Origin of the sequence: Candidatus Enterococcus leclercqii (genome assembly GCF_009933135.1) — a bacterium.
Classification (GTDB): domain Bacteria; phylum Bacillota; class Bacilli; order Lactobacillales; family Enterococcaceae; genus Enterococcus_C; species Enterococcus_C leclercqii.
In genome coordinates this window covers 446,393-462,690 of record NZ_MAEH01000014.1, presented here as the reverse complement: position 1 = coordinate 462,690, position 16,298 = coordinate 446,393, and the positions used below count along the sequence as shown (strand labels likewise).

At 43.9% G+C, this 16,298-nt stretch carries 13 protein-coding genes; 2 read left to right on the top strand and 11 right to left on the bottom strand.

Annotated features, from left to right (window positions below; translation table 11 throughout):
- Positions 1 to 10 precede the first annotated feature (10 nt).
- Genes BAU14_RS08510 through BAU14_RS08500 form a run of 3 tightly spaced genes read right to left on the bottom strand, consistent with a single transcriptional unit; the run spans position 11 to position 2,100 of the window.
- Positions 11 to 643, bottom strand: coding sequence for a glycoside hydrolase family 73 protein (locus BAU14_RS08510; protein WP_161899660.1), 633 nt, complete (start codon positions 641 to 643; stop codon positions 11 to 13).
- Positions 633 to 1,598 (bottom strand): M15 family metallopeptidase, encoded by a 966-nt coding sequence (locus tag BAU14_RS08505; protein WP_161899659.1) that lies wholly within the window; start codon positions 1,596 to 1,598, stop codon positions 633 to 635. Before BAU14_RS08505 ends, BAU14_RS08510 begins: the two co-directional genes overlap by 11 nt.
- Complete coding sequence (locus BAU14_RS08500) at positions 1,585 to 2,100, bottom strand: hypothetical protein (RefSeq protein ID WP_161899658.1); 516 nt, start codon at positions 2,098 to 2,100, stop codon at positions 1,585 to 1,587. Before BAU14_RS08500 ends, BAU14_RS08505 begins: the two co-directional genes overlap by 14 nt.
- Positions 2,101 to 2,396: 296 nt before the next feature.
- Between BAU14_RS08500 and BAU14_RS08495 the strand changes: the two genes are divergently transcribed.
- Positions 2,397 to 3,347 (top strand): Gfo/Idh/MocA family protein, encoded by a 951-nt coding sequence (locus BAU14_RS08495; protein ID WP_161899657.1) that lies wholly within the window; start codon positions 2,397 to 2,399, stop codon positions 3,345 to 3,347.
- Between the two features lie 68 nt (positions 3,348 to 3,415).
- Here the strand turns inward: BAU14_RS08495 and BAU14_RS08490 are convergent, their stop codons facing one another.
- A complete protein-coding gene (locus BAU14_RS08490) occupies positions 3,416 to 4,384 on the bottom strand; it encodes an aromatic acid exporter family protein (RefSeq protein ID WP_161899656.1) in 969 nt (322 codons plus the stop codon).
- Positions 4,385 to 4,521: 137 nt separating this feature from the next.
- Here BAU14_RS08490 and BAU14_RS08485 point away from each other — a divergent pair, with 137 nt between their 5' ends.
- Positions 4,522 to 5,127, top strand: coding sequence for an FUSC family protein (locus BAU14_RS08485; RefSeq protein WP_161899655.1), 606 nt, complete (start codon positions 4,522 to 4,524; stop codon positions 5,125 to 5,127).
- A gap of 101 nt (positions 5,128 to 5,228) precedes the next feature.
- On the opposite strand, the gene BAU14_RS08480 is transcribed toward BAU14_RS08485, so the two are convergent.
- From BAU14_RS08480 to uvrB, 7 genes are all read right to left on the bottom strand, one after another.
- Positions 5,229 to 5,948 (bottom strand): YebC/PmpR family DNA-binding transcriptional regulator, encoded by a 720-nt coding sequence (locus BAU14_RS08480; protein WP_161899654.1) that lies wholly within the window; start codon positions 5,946 to 5,948, stop codon positions 5,229 to 5,231.
- A gap of 98 nt (positions 5,949 to 6,046) precedes the next feature.
- Entirely contained in the window at positions 6,047 to 7,207 is a 1,161-nt protein-coding gene (locus BAU14_RS08475) for a nucleotidyltransferase (RefSeq protein WP_161899653.1), read from the bottom strand.
- Positions 7,208 to 7,665: 458 nt separating this feature from the next.
- Positions 7,666 to 8,319: a DUF1648 domain-containing protein gene (locus tag BAU14_RS08470; RefSeq protein WP_161899652.1), complete on the bottom strand. Its 654-nt coding sequence runs from the start codon at positions 8,317 to 8,319 to the stop codon at positions 7,666 to 7,668.
- Positions 8,320 to 8,601: 282 nt separating this feature from the next.
- Complete coding sequence (locus BAU14_RS08465; protein WP_161899651.1) at positions 8,602 to 10,035, bottom strand: glycoside hydrolase family 1 protein; 1,434 nt, start codon at positions 10,033 to 10,035, stop codon at positions 8,602 to 8,604.
- 244 nt (positions 10,036 to 10,279) lie between these two features.
- A complete protein-coding gene (locus BAU14_RS08460; RefSeq protein ID WP_161899650.1) occupies positions 10,280 to 11,014 on the bottom strand; it encodes an amino acid racemase in 735 nt (244 codons plus the stop codon).
- 159 nt (positions 11,015 to 11,173) lie between these two features.
- Positions 11,174 to 14,002 carry an excinuclease ABC subunit UvrA gene (uvrA, locus tag BAU14_RS08455; RefSeq protein ID WP_161899649.1) on the bottom strand — a complete coding sequence of 943 codons (2,829 nt, stop codon included), beginning with the start codon at positions 14,000 to 14,002 and terminating at the stop codon, positions 11,174 to 11,176.
- A 144-nt stretch (positions 14,003 to 14,146) separates the two neighbouring features.
- Positions 14,147 to 16,141, bottom strand: a complete 1,995-nt coding sequence (gene uvrB / locus BAU14_RS08450; protein ID WP_161899648.1) for an excinuclease ABC subunit UvrB — start codon at positions 16,139 to 16,141, stop codon at positions 14,147 to 14,149.
- Between the last annotated feature and the right edge of the window lie 157 nt (positions 16,142 to 16,298).

Below are 16,298 nucleotides of genomic sequence, written 5' to 3'. Positions count from 1 at the left end.
GTTCTTACAGTTATTTTTGATCATTTGAATGATCGTATTGATCCAAGTGATATTCTTCTATCATAGCTATTATTTTATCAGCATAGGTGGGATCTGTCGCATATCCCGCCTTTTGCAAAGCCTGGGCGGCCTCTTTGTAATCTTTAGCCAGCAAGACGGGCTCGTATTTTTTAGGATCCCAATCCACTCCGTTCACAAATAAGCGGGTATGGGCATCCATTGATTCGTCCCAAGATTCATAAACTCGAAAATCACCTTTGACTGTAACCCACTGGTCGTTCAAATATTCTTGTGTTTCGAGATTTACTTTGGGCTTATCTCCGAAAGCTTTGACCCCAAAAAGATTGTTGTACTTACTGGCTAAAGTTGCTTGTCCAAAATTGGACTCTAACGCTGCCTGTCCGATAATAATACTAGGGAGAACACCATAGCCTGCCTGAAGTTCTTGGGCGTGAGGCACCAGCTTTTCAATAAATTGCTGACGGGACAACGTTGCTTCTTGCGTTGTCTCCGTTTCAGGTTTTCCAGAAAAATCGGCAAGGGTCGCCAATGAAAAAACAAAGGCGACCCCAATCAAGAGCATACCGAACAAAACCAGCGGTAGATTGAATTTTTTTTTTGATTGATAACGTCTAATTGCCATATTGTTCCCACTTTTCTGCTTCTGCAACAAACTCTTCTAGACAAAGGCCATGTGCATTCATGTATTTGGCAACATCTTTTCCAACATACCGCAAGCGCCACGGTTCGTAACTGATTTTAGTAATGGCTGTTTTATCAGCCGGGTAACGAATGACAAACCCATAATCTGCCACATGAGCTGCCAACCACTGCCCACCTTTTGTTGCTCCGTAACTCTCCTCCAAGGTCCAGGCCGGGTCACTTGCCAACCACGATTCATCGACAACATCCACAGCCAAGCCGGTGTGATGTTCACTGTATCCCGGCCGTGTCATATCTGTCATGGTCTCGCGTTCAGCTTCTTCATCACTTTTTCCCTGACGTTTCATGCGTTCAAATTTCTCATTGAAAACAGCGGTCTGATCAGCAACTGACCGATACGCTGAGACAACAGCAATGGTAACACCAGCATCAGCCGCCCCTTGTGTCAAATCAGCAAATGAATCTGCCACACGTTTGTCCAAACGCTCACTGCTACTGATCTCAGTCAATTGTGACTCATCCATTTCATGGGCTAGTTTGTGATCTGGACCGACGAGCTGTATCCGCCAATCTGTGACCGCTATCTTAGGAAAATCTGGCGGTAGAGTTGCAGCTGCCCCTTGTTTTAAAGAATTCGTTTGACTTTCTGGCAAAAGGTTGCGCAACAACTGTGATTTTAAGCTTTCTGCGTCATTTGCCACCTGTTTTTTGCCAATGCTTGCACTTGAGGTAGAATCTTCGGTGGAAATTTTTTGACTTAGCGGGTCTGTTGAATCAAAAGATACAAAAGTTGTCTGTTTTTCAGTAGCAAAGCCCTCGATTCGAAAAGGCAGATCAGAAAAAGGCCAGAACCAAATCACTAAGGCCGCCCCAACAATCACCAGACCCAAACTCACGCCAACGGGAAGCTTATTGCGGATTTTACTGCTCTTCAAGGTATGTTTCCTCCAGGTTTTCGTTGACCCAGTCCAAAAGCGCTACCTGTTCGCTTTCGATTTGTTGCTGGATACGAGCCGGCAAGCGGAAGCTCAGAATATCGTCAAATCCCCATTTTCCGTAATCCATCACCACTAAAAGCTCCACCATCTGTGCATTGTGATTTTCTTCTCGTTGTTTTACGGAAACCTCTGCTAATCCGGATTTCAGCCATTTCTGGGCAATTTGAGTCTTCATATGGCGATAATCTGTCACAGCAGTTGTTCTCTTTTCAGGAAAGATGATGGTCTGACGCAAAATCTTCTGCACCAACATCCACTCATAATCACTAAAGAGATTTTTGATTTTCTGGCTCTGTTCTCCCGGTAAATTGAGACTTCCTCGCTTCCAGTTTTCCCAGGTTTCCTCAGAAATACTGAGAACCCCGTCAAAAAAGTTCTTTTCTGTCAAATATTGTTCTTTAATTGTTGAAACCAAAATTTCAATGTAAACGTCATGCATAGTCGTTCATCCTTTTCCCAAATATTCTGTCTAGAGTGGCTTGAATCACGGCTGTGACGAACAACCTCTTACTAAAGCTTCTCAATCTATTTTACTGAAATTATCTGCAAATACCAGAGTTTTGCAAAGAACTTCCCTTTTTTTTAAAGGATTGTTACACTGTAAATATGATTTGGCTTTGTTTTTTCACTTTCTTTGATTTTTGACCAGTGGAGCTTCTTAGCAAGGAAAAAATCGGCAGGAGTGGGATTTGAATAATGTCAATTCAAGTTATTTTGAGAGGAGTTTTATACGTTATGAAAAAATACAATTGGGCCATTGCCGGTACTGGTGATATCGCCCATCAATTGGCGATGACTTTTTCCAACCCAGAAAGCAATCTCTATGCTGTGTGCTCCCGAAATCAGGCGACTGCTGATCGTTTCGCCAAGCAATATGAGATTCCTGCAAGCTATGGTTCTTATGACGCCCTGTTGGCAGACGAAGCAGTGGATATCATCTACGTAGCTGTCCCTAATCGTTTCCACAAAGAGTACATTCTAAAAGCCTTGACCGCAGGAAAACACGTTCTTTGCGAAAAAGCCATCACCATGGATCTGTCGGAACTAGAAGAAGTCATGGCCGTTGCCAAAGAAAAAAATCTAGTTTTACAAGAAGCCATGACCATTTTCAACATGCCTTTGTTTACCGAGTTAAAGAAGATTGCCGATTCCGGTAAATTAGGAAAACTGAAAATGATTCAAGCACCCTTTGGCAGTTATAAAGAACCAGATCCAAGCAATCGTTTCTTCAATCCGGATTTGGCTGGTGGTGCGCTGTTGGACATTGGTACCTATGCAGTCAGCTTTGTTCGTCGCTTTATGAATGCCCAGCCGCAAGTTGTAGCTAGCGATATGTTGCCTTTTTCCACCGGTGTTGATGAACAATCTGTCACAATTTTGAAAAATGCGAAAAATGAAATGGCAGCAGTCACATTAACCTTCCAAGCCAAAATGCCAAAAATCGGCATTGTCGCTTATGAAAATGGCTACATTACCGTTCCAGAATACCCCCGGGCACAAGCTGCAGAAATTTTCTATAACGATGGCACCCGCGAACACATCGAAGTCGGCGAAACCTCCCAGGCGATGAATTACGAAGTCGCCAATATGGTCGCTACTATCAACGGAGCCGAAAACACGTCTCTAGCTATGACCTATGATGCCATCTCGGCAATGGATCAGATGCTTTCTGCTTGGAAAAAATAGGCTAAAAAATCCTGCGTAATTAGACCGCCAGTCGAATCTTCTCGACTCAGCGGTCTTTTTTAATTGCCTTAAAGGGCAGCCGGTTTTTGATTGACTTCAGCAAATTCTGCCTTGATTTCGATAAAACTCGTAAAACTCTGTAAAAATTGAAACAACAGCGCTCGACTTTCAAACTCTTCCCGATCTTTTGGTAAAGGAGCCAAACGATAATTTTCATAGATTATCATAATCTTAGCCAAGATTTCCCGACCATCATTTTCTTCAGAAAAAGTTTCCGAAGTTTCTTCAAGCAGTTTCTTCAAATCAGCTACCATCTCAGCTTCTACACTGATTTGAGCCGTAAAACCAATCATGTCATTGAGCAGGCGTAATTGAGAACGTCGCATGGAAAAATATGCTTCAAAGTACTCATCCCCACTGCTCCAGCGATTGTCTCGATGGCGACTTGCTTTCTTTTGCGCTTCTCGTAAAAATTCCAGTAGATTTTGGCAGCGCTGTTCCAGCTGCGCCGCCTTTTGCGGATGATTCAAGCTTTCTGAAAGCAGCAGCAACAAACGTGCAAACATCGTTTCAGCCACGGTCTGATCTTGCCGCAATGACTTTTCAAGATCAGGCATATATAAATTAGCCGTCAAGGCCAGACCCGCACCAATTACCATCAACAAAAACTCATTGAGCAGCATACTCGATGCAAACGAAGCTTCAGCCATAAAGTGTGTAATCAATACTGAATTGACAACAATCCCATCTTCCAGCCCAAACTTGGCGGACAAAGGGATAAAAAACAGCAAGTAAACGCCAAAAGCAACTGGATTGTAGCCAACCAAGGAAAAACAGACAAATGAAATGCCAGTTGCCATCACCAGAGATAGTACCCGATTGCGGGCAATCTCCCACGAAGAACGCTTGGTGTTCCCCACGCTTAGAACAGCAATAATCCCAGCTGCCGGCGCATAAAGCAAATTCAAACTTTGTGCAATAATCATCGCCAATACCGCGCAAAGTGCGGTTTTAACTGTACGTAATCCTATTTTCAACAAGCATCTTCCTTTTCATCAGTTTTCTTCTCCATTGTACTGAAAATCGCCTAAAATTGGCAATCTAAGATCTTTTCCGCTATCATTAAAGGTAAGGATAAGGATGGACCTACCAACGAAGAAAGGGAGTGATGTCCATGCATTTGGGTCGGTTTCGAATCGGTATGCGAACACTAAAAACAGCAATTGCCGTTATGATCTGCATCCTGCTCTTTCACTTCACCAACCGCGGTGAACCTCTAATCGCCGCATTGGCAGCCGTTTTTTCTTTGAGGCAAGACCTGACTACGACGGTATCCTTCGGTAAATCCCGTATCTTAGGGAATAGTCTCGGAGGCGCCTTTGCGATTTTTTACTTTTTTGTCAAACAGTTTTTCCACGAAGATTTTTTATTGGAAGTCTTTCTTTTACCATTATTGGTGGCTCTTTTAATCATCGTCTCCGATGGCATCAACAACAACGCAGGCATCATTTCGGCTATCGCTACTATGCTTTTGATTACATTGAGTGTCAGCCGTAATGAGTCAATCTATTTTGCTTTGCAGCGGGTCATTGATACATTCATCGGTACTTTTGTGGCCATCGCTTTGAATTTTTTGATTCGGCCACCAGAACACGAAAAAGCCTCCGAAATCAAAGAAGATCTGGTGGTTCTCCAGCGTAAGGAACAAAAATTACAGCAGATGTTAGCAAAAGTCCAAGACGAGATTGCCGATCAACAAGAAGAAAAAAACAAGCCTTAGATAACCCTCGCAAGGCGAGTCTTGCAGCACGCTATATCAAAACAACACCACAGCCACTGGAGATTCTCCCGTCGGCTGCGGTGTTGTTTTTTTGGCTTTTCTTAATCTTCCAAAGCAACGTTATGGTAGACAGATTGGACATCTTCCAAATCTTCCAATACGTCGATCATTTTTTCAAATTTTTCTAAATCGTCGCCACTTAAAGTCACTTCGTTTTGTGGAATCATCTGCAGTTCAGCCACAGAAAATTCGTTGATTCCGTTTTCTTTGAGAGCTGCATCGATAGCACTGAAGTCGTCTGGCTCACCGTAAACGATGATCTGCCCGTCCTCTTCTTCCACATCACGAACATCAATGTCTTTTTCCATCAGATATTCCAAAACAGCGTCAGCATCATCACCGGCAAAGCCAAACAATGCCGTATTGTCGAACATATAAGCAACCGCACCGGATACACCCATATTGCCGCCGTTTTTACCAAATGCCGCCCGAACATCAGCAGCAGTCCGATTTACATTATTGGTCAAAGCATCCACGATTACCATTGAGCCGTTGGGACCAAACCCTTCATAGCGCAATTCTTGATAGGTCTCATCGCCGGATCCTTTCGCTTTTTCGATAGCTCGATCAATGATATGTCGAGGCACATTGTATGTTTTCGCCCGTTCAATGACAAAACGCAATTTCTGGTTTGAATGGGGATCAGGATCACCTGATTTTGCGGCAGCGTAGATCTCAATACCGAATTTGGCATAGACCCGGCTGTTCGCACCGTCCTTGGCAGTCTTTTTTGCAACGATGTTTGCCCATTTACGACCCATAATTACACTTCGCTTTCTGTAGTTGTTGTAAATTCAATAAAAATGTCCTTGTCCATTATACTTGTCTGATCGCGATCTGTGAAGAGTTTTCTATCAGATCATACACGAATTGGAATCCGTCCCACGGCTTGTTCAGGAATGCGGGGATCTGCCAACCGATAAATCTCATCTGATCGCAATGTTAACTCTTGCTGCCGGTTTTGTGCTTTTCCGACACGAGTCACAAGAGGAAACGTCAATTTTTTCTTCTGCTGGCTGAGATAACGCTGACCAATTTCAGTAAAGCCCAGTACCCGCAACTGGTTCTCCTGCCAGGCTGCTTGCATCTCTTGGTTGTTAATATCCAGCAATACGTAGCAAAACAGACGTTGCAGTCGCGTCCACGTATAGCGTTTAGATTTCACTTGCGCCATGAATTGCTGAAAATCCAGCGCCTGTTTGGCAGCTTCTATCAAGCGATGCTCCAGCCCTTCTGTCATCTGATAGATTCGTCGAAGCTCTTCCGGTTTGGCTGATAATAGTCGATAGCGCAGGTATGGCCAGAGCCCTTCCCAACTTGCAGATTGTTGCGTCAATCCCCAAGCAGTCTTCGGTGGAACGAAGCTCGAAATATCGGCACCACTGCGTACTCCTTCTCTGATTCCGGTTCCGCTGGCAAGTTGTCCTTGTCGCAGATTGCTTTCATTGTATCCTGAGCCAATCCGTGGTACCGAAATTAACTTCATGGGATGAGGATAGGCTGCATTTTCTTTGGCATAAGCTAATCCCAAAATATGATTTGGGGTATCCCCTGCCAGCTGCATATCTGCAAAAAGTTGTGAATACACTTGATTCATTTTTTGCGGATAACTGAGTTTTTCATCCTGTAATTGCTGATAAGTCTGGTCAATGAGCATCTGATTTCCCGTGACCAGATTGCCAAACTCCTGGTAGTCAAAACGGTCTTCTGCATCTGTCCCGAAGCAAAGACTCTCACAACCAATTCCTTGAAGCAGCTTGATACTGCCCCGAGCAAAAAAATCGGCAGCCTGTAATGACCAACAGAGAGGCAGCTCAATAACCAAATCGACACCGTTTTTCAAAGCGGCTTCTGTTCGCAACCATTTGTCAATAATAGCCGGCTCGCCCCGCTGTAAAAAGTTGCCACTCATACAAGCCACCACCACCTCGGCTCCTGAGCGTTTACGAGCTTGTTGGGCATGGTATCTATGTCCGTTATGAAACGGGTTGTATTCTACGATCACTCCGCATGCTTTCATTTTTTACACCTCTTCTTGAATTATAGCAGTTGCCTCAATTAGGGTACAGGACCTTTCCAGAAAGTCTGTTTTTTTCAAAGATTGGCTGAGAAAATCCCTATCTACTTCCATCTCAAACAGTCCTTGGTCCATATCACCAAAAGGGGGATAAGAATCCTCTGCTCACCTTCTGCCCAAGCGAACACTACTCAAGGTGAGCCACAAGCAAAAAAAGCCAAGGCGCTTCCATTAAAAAATAGCGGAAAGGCCTTGGTTTTTCGTTGTTAAAAATTTCAAACGCTGACTCTCCTTATACCCAGAGCAATGTTCCTTCTATGGAAACTAACACAAAATTGTCCCACCGATTTGTACCATATATTTTCGTGCTGAACACGATGAACTGTTCGCCATTAACACTTGAAAATGATTGATATCGCCGCTCTTTTCCTTGCCTTTTATCTTCTATTTGAGAAAATTACTCAGCTTCGTTCGTGAGCTCGAAAAAGTCTGCGACGGATCGTCAGGACACAGCCAACGGTGATTCCGCTGATTGTCAACAACAAGGTAAATAGCAGCAGCCACCTCAGCTGATTACTGACAGGAAGTCCGCCGAGAATCAAGCCAATAATCCCCAATGCTGAGAATGCGTAGCTTTCATATTTTCGACTTTCTTTTACCATCGTATACCGAGACAAGCTCCAAGCTTCTTTATTCCGACCACCAGTCACCACCGGCAAATAAGGCAATAAAAGCCCTAAGAAAATGAATACCGATGACACAAAGACAAACAGCAGGTGATTTTTTCCGACGGGAAGCTGATAAAGGTCTTGAACTCCGGTTCCCGCAACATACACCGCCGTTACACTCATACCGTTCAATACTAACAGAATCAATATTCTGAGAACTGGGACTTCTTCTGTTGGTTGTTTTGTCGCTCTTGCCGTGGCAGCTTCCAATACTGTACCAATAATCAATACAATCACAGGTAGAAAAAGCAGGTGATATTTACTGCCAAAACTTTCATAATTGCCTACTAATCGATAATGAAGGACCACTTGATCTGAAAGCAGCGGCAACATAAAAATGCTGATTAGCAGTGGCAGACCCGTTAAAAACTTCAACATTTTCTTCATAACAGCTCCCCTCCCTCATTTTTTTATTCAAAATACTCAATATTTTTCTATTAATTAAAATTATAAAGTGATTTTCCATCTCTTTCATGCACCACGCCCCAAAAAGAAAGACCTTTAGAAAATATTTAACAGCACAGAATTCCTGCTGAACAAAACTCCTTATCGCTGTGGATTTTTCAGAATTGACAAAAAAACTACCCACCAGAATTGGTGAGTAGTCAAGAAAATCATCAAATTTGCTTACTTTTTATGATGGAACAGCAGGTAAGCAGGTTTCCCTTGTCAATCGAGGTCGGCACCGTTTGAAGCAATCACACGTTGGTACCAGTAGTAGCTGTCTTTTTTGTAACGTTTCAAACTGCCTTCTTGTGTTTCATCTTGATCAACATAGACAAAACCATAGCGCTTTTGATAACCGTTCAACCAGCTGAGTAAGTCCGTGTAAGACCAAGTGCAGTACCCCAATACATTACAGCCTTCCGCAATAGCGTCACCCACAGCCGCTACGTGATCTTTCAAGTACTTGATTCGATACTCGTCATGGATCTCGTTTTCAGAGGTAATCTTATCGTATTCCCCTAAGCCGTTTTCCGTGATCAGAATCGGCAGACGATAGCGGCTGGTAATCCGACGCAAGGCAATGTGGATACCCATCGGATCGATTTCCCAATCCCAATTGGTACGATCGACATAAGGATTCTGGACTTTTTTGTAGAGTCCGGGAATCCCTGACTCTTCGGAACTGCCTTTTTTACCGGTAGTGTTCATCTTTCCTTGACCAACACCGTCGATTGGGTTGAATTTGTTCGTGGCTGTCTGATAGTAGTTCATTCCCATGAAATCCGGTTTAGCTGAACGCAAAAGCGCCATATCTCCTTCTTCAATCGTCGGAGCCACGCCGCGTTTTTCCAGCAGATCCATCACAGCGATAGGATATTCACCCCAAGCGTAGATGTCCATCCACAAATGAGCCATCAAATCTTCAGCATTTTCAGCCGCCAACACATTTTGGGGATCACTATCGAAAGCATAGTTTGGCGTGTAAGCAAAACTCGGCCCGATTTGACCAGGCATTTTCATCTCGTGGAATTTATTAATAACTGAAGCATTGACCAGATTGGCAATGTGATTGGCTTCATACATCCGTTTCTCATCAGTCACACCAGGCGGATGCGCAGCCAGCATATACCCCAATTGAATAAAGACATTCTGTTCGTTCAGACTTACCCAATAGTGAACTTTCCCTTTGAAGGTTTCAAAGAGAACGGTTGCATAATTAACAAAGTCGTCAATGATTTTACGAGATTCCCAGCCGCCATATTCTTCCTGCAATGCTTTTGGCAGGTCCCAATGATACAAAGTCAGGACTGGTTCGATACCGTTTTCAATCAGTTCATCCACTAATCGAATATAAAAATCTAACCCTGCTCGATTAACTTTTCCGCGACCTTCTGGAAAGATTCGTGTCCAGGCAACTGAGAAGCGATAAGCTTTCAGGCCTTGTTCCTTCATCAAGGCAATATCTTCTTTGTACCGGTGATAATGATCTACCGCCAAGTCACCATTTGTAGCTTTAAAAGTCTTTCCGGGAATCCGCACAAACTCATCCCAGACGGACGGCCCTTTGCCATCTTCAGCCCAAGCACCTTCCACTTGGTAAGCTGCAGATGCCGAGCCCCAAAGAAAGTCCTTTGGAAAAACAGATTTTTCTGTCAAGAGTACCCCTCCTTAAATGATTCCTTCGACAGGCAATCGCTGCCTGCCATCATTAAGAAGTATAACAAATAACTAGGCTGAAAGGCACTCAAAAACCTTTGGTAGACAAATTCTGGTTGACTATTTCACCCTTTTCAATGCTCTTCTCTAAAAAATCCCCATCTATTAGTCAAGTATAGAAACTGCAAATAAAAAAGGTACCGAAGCCGCGCCGCTCCGATAACCTCCACTACTAAAAAAATGACTAAATCTCTTTAGAAAACGTCCCATCCTTTTTGCGGTCTGCCATTGCCCGCTCAATTGTGCGATCCACTAAAATGGATTGTGCATCTACTACATGATACGGATGACCGGCGGCAAACTCTTCCATCAAAGACAATTCCGTACAGCCTAAAACCACGCTGTCACAGCCGTAGGTTTCCACTGTATCAAATAAAATCTCATAATAAAGATCCTTATTCAGGAAATCTTGCTCTTTAATGTCACGGTAGATTAAATCGTTGACCTTTTTTTGCAACTGCGGCTTAGGAATCATCACTTCAAAGCCAGCCTGCTTCAACTCACGTTCGTACACACCAGCTTTCACACTGCCTTCTGTTCCCAAAAATGCCACCTTGCCGCCTTTTTGTTGGCGTTTCAGCTCTAAAGCGGCCTCTCGCGGCATATGCAAAATTGGAATCCCCGTCGCTTCTTGCAGCGTGTCAAAAAAATAGTGAGCCGTATTACAGGTCAACACGATAAAATTAGGCTGCAGCAGATTCTGCTTAGCAATATCGTCCAACAAAAACGGCAAGGGATCCTTTGCATGCTGCGGATCCAAAATAGCCGCTGTTCGATCAGGAACCGTTGCATGGTTAAACAACACATAGTTCAAATAGTCCTGGTCTTTATGAGTCACAGTCCGATGATTCAGGATCCTTACGAAACTTTCGGTAGCCAGCGTACCCATCCCACCTAAAATACTAAAAAAGTTTTCCACCTGACATTCCTCTTTCCTGCTAAAGTCACAAAGAGTACCCATGTATCTTACTCTTTATCGTTTTTTCAATACCGCTATCATACCATAGCAAAAGCGCAAAGCAAGGCTTTACGCTTTATACCAGGTGACCTTTATCTTCCCTTAGAAAAAATTTCAGGCCTATTCAGCTTTTTTCAAAACACGCTTCAAATATTGTCCCGTATAACTTTCCGGCAGTTTGGCAATTGCTTCCGGCGTTCCAGTCCCAAGAATGGTTCCACCACCGTCCCCGCCTTCCGGTCCAAGGTCGATCACCCAATCCGCAGATTTGATTACATCCAAATTGTGTTCGATTACCAACACAGTATTGCCGGCATCGGCCAATCGTTCCAACACTTTCAACAGTCGGGCGATATCATCGGTGTGCAAACCAGTAGTCGGTTCATCTAAAATGTAAAAGCTCTTGCCATTGGAGTTTTTGTGAAGTTCGCTGGCTAATTTCATCCGTTGGGCTTCCCCACCGGATAACGTTGTCGCAGGCTGCCCCAAAGTAACATAACCCAAACCAACATCCACGATGGTTTGGAGCTTTCGGTGGATTTTAGGAATATGTTTGAAAAATTCCACCGCATCTTCTACAGTCATGTCCAAAATCTCGGAAATATTCTTCCCTTTATAATGGACTTCTAACGTTTCAGAATTGTATCGTTTCCCATGACAAACTTCACAAGGTACGTAGACATCTGGCAAAAAGTGCATCTCAATCTTGATGATTCCGTCACCTTTACAAGCTTCACAACGGCCGCCCTTGACGTTGAAACTAAAACGTCCTTTCTTATAACCACGTACTTTGGCTTCATTGGTCTTAGCGAACAAATCGCGAATATCGTCAAAAACGCTGGTATAAGTCGCTGGATTACTTCGTGGGGTCCGCCCGATAGGACTTTGATCGATATCAATGATTTTTTCAATTTTTTCATAGCCGCTAATTTTCTTAAAGCGTCCAGGCTTATTAGAGTTGCGATTGATCTTTTGCGCCAATGCCTTTTTTAGGATTTCATTGACCAAAGTAGACTTACCAGAACCGGATACGCCCGTTACTGCAGTGAATTTTCCAAGAGGGAAATCAACACTGATATTTTTCAGGTTATTTTCTGTCGCCCCAGTAACAGTAACCTTCTCACCATTTCCTTTACGCCGCTCTTTAGGAATCGGAATCTGCTTTTTCCCTGACAAATATTGACCAGTGATCGAATCAGGTACCTGTTCGACTTCTTTTGGCGTCCCCGCAGCAATAATTTGCCCGCCCTGAGCACCCGCACCAGGACCCACATCAATTAGATAATCAGCCGCTCGCATCGTATCTTCGTCATGCTCAACTACAATCAGCGTATTGCCGAGATCCCGCATTTTTCTCAGGGAAGCCAACAAGCGATCGTTGTCTCGTTGATGCAACCCGATGGAAGGCTCATCTAAGATATACAGTACCCCCGACAAATTTGAACCAATTTGAGTTGCTAACCGAATTCGCTGTGCCTCTCCACCTGATAAGGTTCCCGCAGCGCGACTTAAGGTTAAATAATCCAAACCAACATTGCGTAAGAAATTCAACCGATCGTTGATTTCTTTAACAATTGGTGAAGCGATGGTTTGCTCTTGCTCTGTCAATTTCAAGCCGGACACAAAGGCCAATGAATTGTCGATCGCCAACTCACTGATTTCACCAATATTTTTGCCGTTCACTTGAACAGACAAAGCTTGCGGATTCAAACGATACCCGTGACAAGCCTGACAAGTCAGCTCTGTCATGTACAAACGCATCTGTTCTCGAGTAAAGTCACTGTTGGTTTCATGATAACGGCGTTTGATATTCGTTAAAACTCCTTCAAAAGGCACTTCAACGTCTCGCACTCCGCCAAAATCATTCTCATAGTGAAAATGGAAGACCTCCCCATTAGAGCCGTATAAAACAATTTCACGTTGCTCTTCTGGAAGCTTTTCAAAGGGCATATCCATGTCAATACCAAAGCTGTCACACGCTTGCCGCAGCAATTCCGGATAATACTGAGAACTAATAGGATTCCAGGGAAGAATGGCGCCTTCTTTCAATGTTTTCGTCTGATCTGGTATCACGAGATCCACGTCGACTTCCAATTTTATACCTAACCCGTCACATTCAGGACAGGCCCCAAATGGAGCATTGAAAGAAAACAAACGCGGTTCCAATTCCCCAACGGTAAATCCGCAATAAGGACAAGAGTAATGTTCACTGAAAAGCATTTCTTCATGCCCGATCACATCGACTACAGCATATCCTTTTGCCAAATGCAGTGCGGTTTCAAAAGAGTCAAACAAACGTGAACGAATGCCTTCTTTCACAACAATCCGGTCAATTACAATGGAGATTTCATGCTTGCGGTTTTTTTCCAACTCAGGTACTTCTGTAATTTCATAAATCTCACCATCCACCCGCACGCGGACATAACCTTCTCGTTGAATCATTTCGAAAACTTTCTTATGCTGCCCCTTTTTCTGGTAAACAACTGGCGCCAATATCTGGATTTTCGTGCGATCCGGCAGTGCCATTACAGCATCAACCATTTGTTCGACAGATTGACTGGTAATTTCAATATGGTCGTTAGGACAAATTGGGTGGCCGACCCGGGCATACAGCAGCCGCAAATAATCATTAATCTCAGTCACTGTTCCGACGGTAGAACGAGGATTTTTACTGGTGGTTTTTTGATCGATGGAGATTGCCGGACTCAAGCCATCAATGCTGTCCACATCAGGTTTGTCCATCTGTCCCAGAAACTGTCGAGCATAAGCAGAGAGACTCTCTACATAGCGTCGCTGCCCTTCTGCGTACAATGTATCAAATGCCAATGAACTCTTTCCTGATCCGGATAAACCAGTCACAACGACTAATTGGTCCCTTGGAATCGTCACGTCGATGTTCTTCAAATTATGTGCTCTGGCACCGTGAATCACTATTTTATCATTTGCCATGTGGGGCCTCCTTTAAAAATAGCTGTCGCGACAGTTATGGATGTGTCACTAGCCGTAACTGTCGGCAGAAAGCAGACCCAAAGCAACTCTTTTCACCTTAGCTAGTCGCTTTCTGGGTCTATTGTCTTTTTTATGATGAACACTTTACAATGCTGCCTTCAACTCCAAAATAGTATCTCGCAAGGTCGCGGCAGTTTCGAAGTCCAATGCTTTGGCAGCATCTTTCATTTCTTTTTCCAACTTCAAGATCAAAGTTTCCCGATCTTCTTTACTCATGTCTTCATAGTCTGCCAAAGTCATGTAGTTTTCTTCATCTTCAGCAACTTTGGTAATGGCAATCAAATCACGAATTTCCTTGATGATCGTCTTAGGCACGATCCCGTGCTCTTCATTGTATTTCTGTTGAATACTGCGACGTCGGGCCGTTTCATCCATCGCTCGTTGCATGGAATCTGTGATTTTATCTGCATACATAATAACCTTGCCTTCTGAATTACGGGCAGCCCGGCCGATCGTTTGCACTAAGGAACGTTCACTTCGCAAAAATCCTTCTTTGTCAGCATCCAAAATCGCTACCAGCGATACTTCCGGCACATCGAGACCTTCTCTAAGCAAGTTGATCCCCACCAAAACGTCAAATTCTCCTAGACGCAGATTGCGGATGATTTCTGTTCGCTCCAGAGTCTTGATATCACTGTGCAAGTATTTGACTTTGATTCCCAGTTCTTTCAAGTAATCCGTTAAATCCTCTGACATTTTCTTCGTCAGAGTAGTGATGAAGACCCGTTGATCTTTTTCTGTCCGCTCATTGATCTCACCGACCAGATCATCAATTTGCCCCATGATTGGTCTGACTTCAATCTCTGGATCCAATAATCCAGTTGGTCGGATGATCTGCTGAACAACCGTATCTGTCTGGGATTCTTCATATGGTCCCGGTGTTGCAGATACATAGACAATCTGGTTGACGTGTTCTTCAAACTCCTCCAAACGCAATGGCCGGTTATCCAGAGCAGAAGGCAAGCGGAAACCATAATCCACAAGCATCTGTTTGCGGGCCCGGTCGCCGTTATACATTCCCCGCACTTGAGGCATAGTTACATGGGATTCATCGATAACAATCAAAAAGTCTTCCGGAAAGAAATCAATCAGTGTATAAGGGGGTTCCCCTTCTTTGCGGCCATCCATGTGGCGGGAGTAGTTTTCAATGCCGGACGTGTAGCCCATCTCCCGCAGCATCTCGATATCATAATTGGTCCGCTGTTCCAGTCGTTGGGCCTCCAACAGTTTGTTTTCACTGCGCAGCACTTGTAAACGTAAGGCCAGCTCATTTTGAATACTTTCGATGGCGTGTTCCAAGTGATTTTCATCTGTCACAAAGTGAGTAGCCGGAAAAATAGAAACATGTTCGGTTTCTGCGAGAATTTCGCCGGTCAACGCATCCACTTCGCGAATTCGATCAATCTCGTCACCGAAGAACTCTACTCGCAGGGCACGTTCATCTCGAGAAGCTGGGAAAATTTCTACCACATCGCCGCGAACCCGAAAGCGCCCCCGTTGAAAATCAATGTCATTACGTTCAAATTGAATATCAATCAACTGACGCAGCAATTGATCGCGACTCGTTTCCATACCCACTCGCAAAGAAACCACTTGTTTTTGATATTCCATCGGTGAGCCCAACCCGAAAATACAAGAAACAGAAGCGACAACCACCACGTCATTGCGCTCCAATAACGCACTGGTAGCCGAGTGACGAAGCTTGTCAATCTCATCATTGATACTGGAGTCTTTTTCAATATAAGTATCAGAAGAAGGCACATAGGCTTCTGGTTGATAGTAGTCATAGTAGCTGACAAAGTATTCGACTGCGTTATTGGGGAAGAATTCTTTGAACTCACCATAGAGTTGTCCCGCCAATGTTTTGTTGTGGGCGATAATCAGTGTCGGCTTATTGACCTCTTTAATCAAATTGGAAATCGTGTAGGTTTTCCCTGTCCCGGTAGCACCTAAGAGTATCTGAGCTTTTTTTCCCGCCACTACCCCATCCACCAATTGATGAATGGCCTCCGGTTGATCGCCGGCAGGCTGGTACTTGGAAACCAGTTCAAACCGTCTGGTCGTATCTCTGTCGATCATCCCAACACACTCCTTTAAATTCATTGGATTCTACTTAAGTGTAAGCTCTTCTTTGTGGAAAACAAAACAAGAGCACTTCAACTAAAATATTGTACCATACCGAACATATTTTCGCTATTTTTACAATCTTCCCGTCACCTGTCTTTAGAGTTTTTTT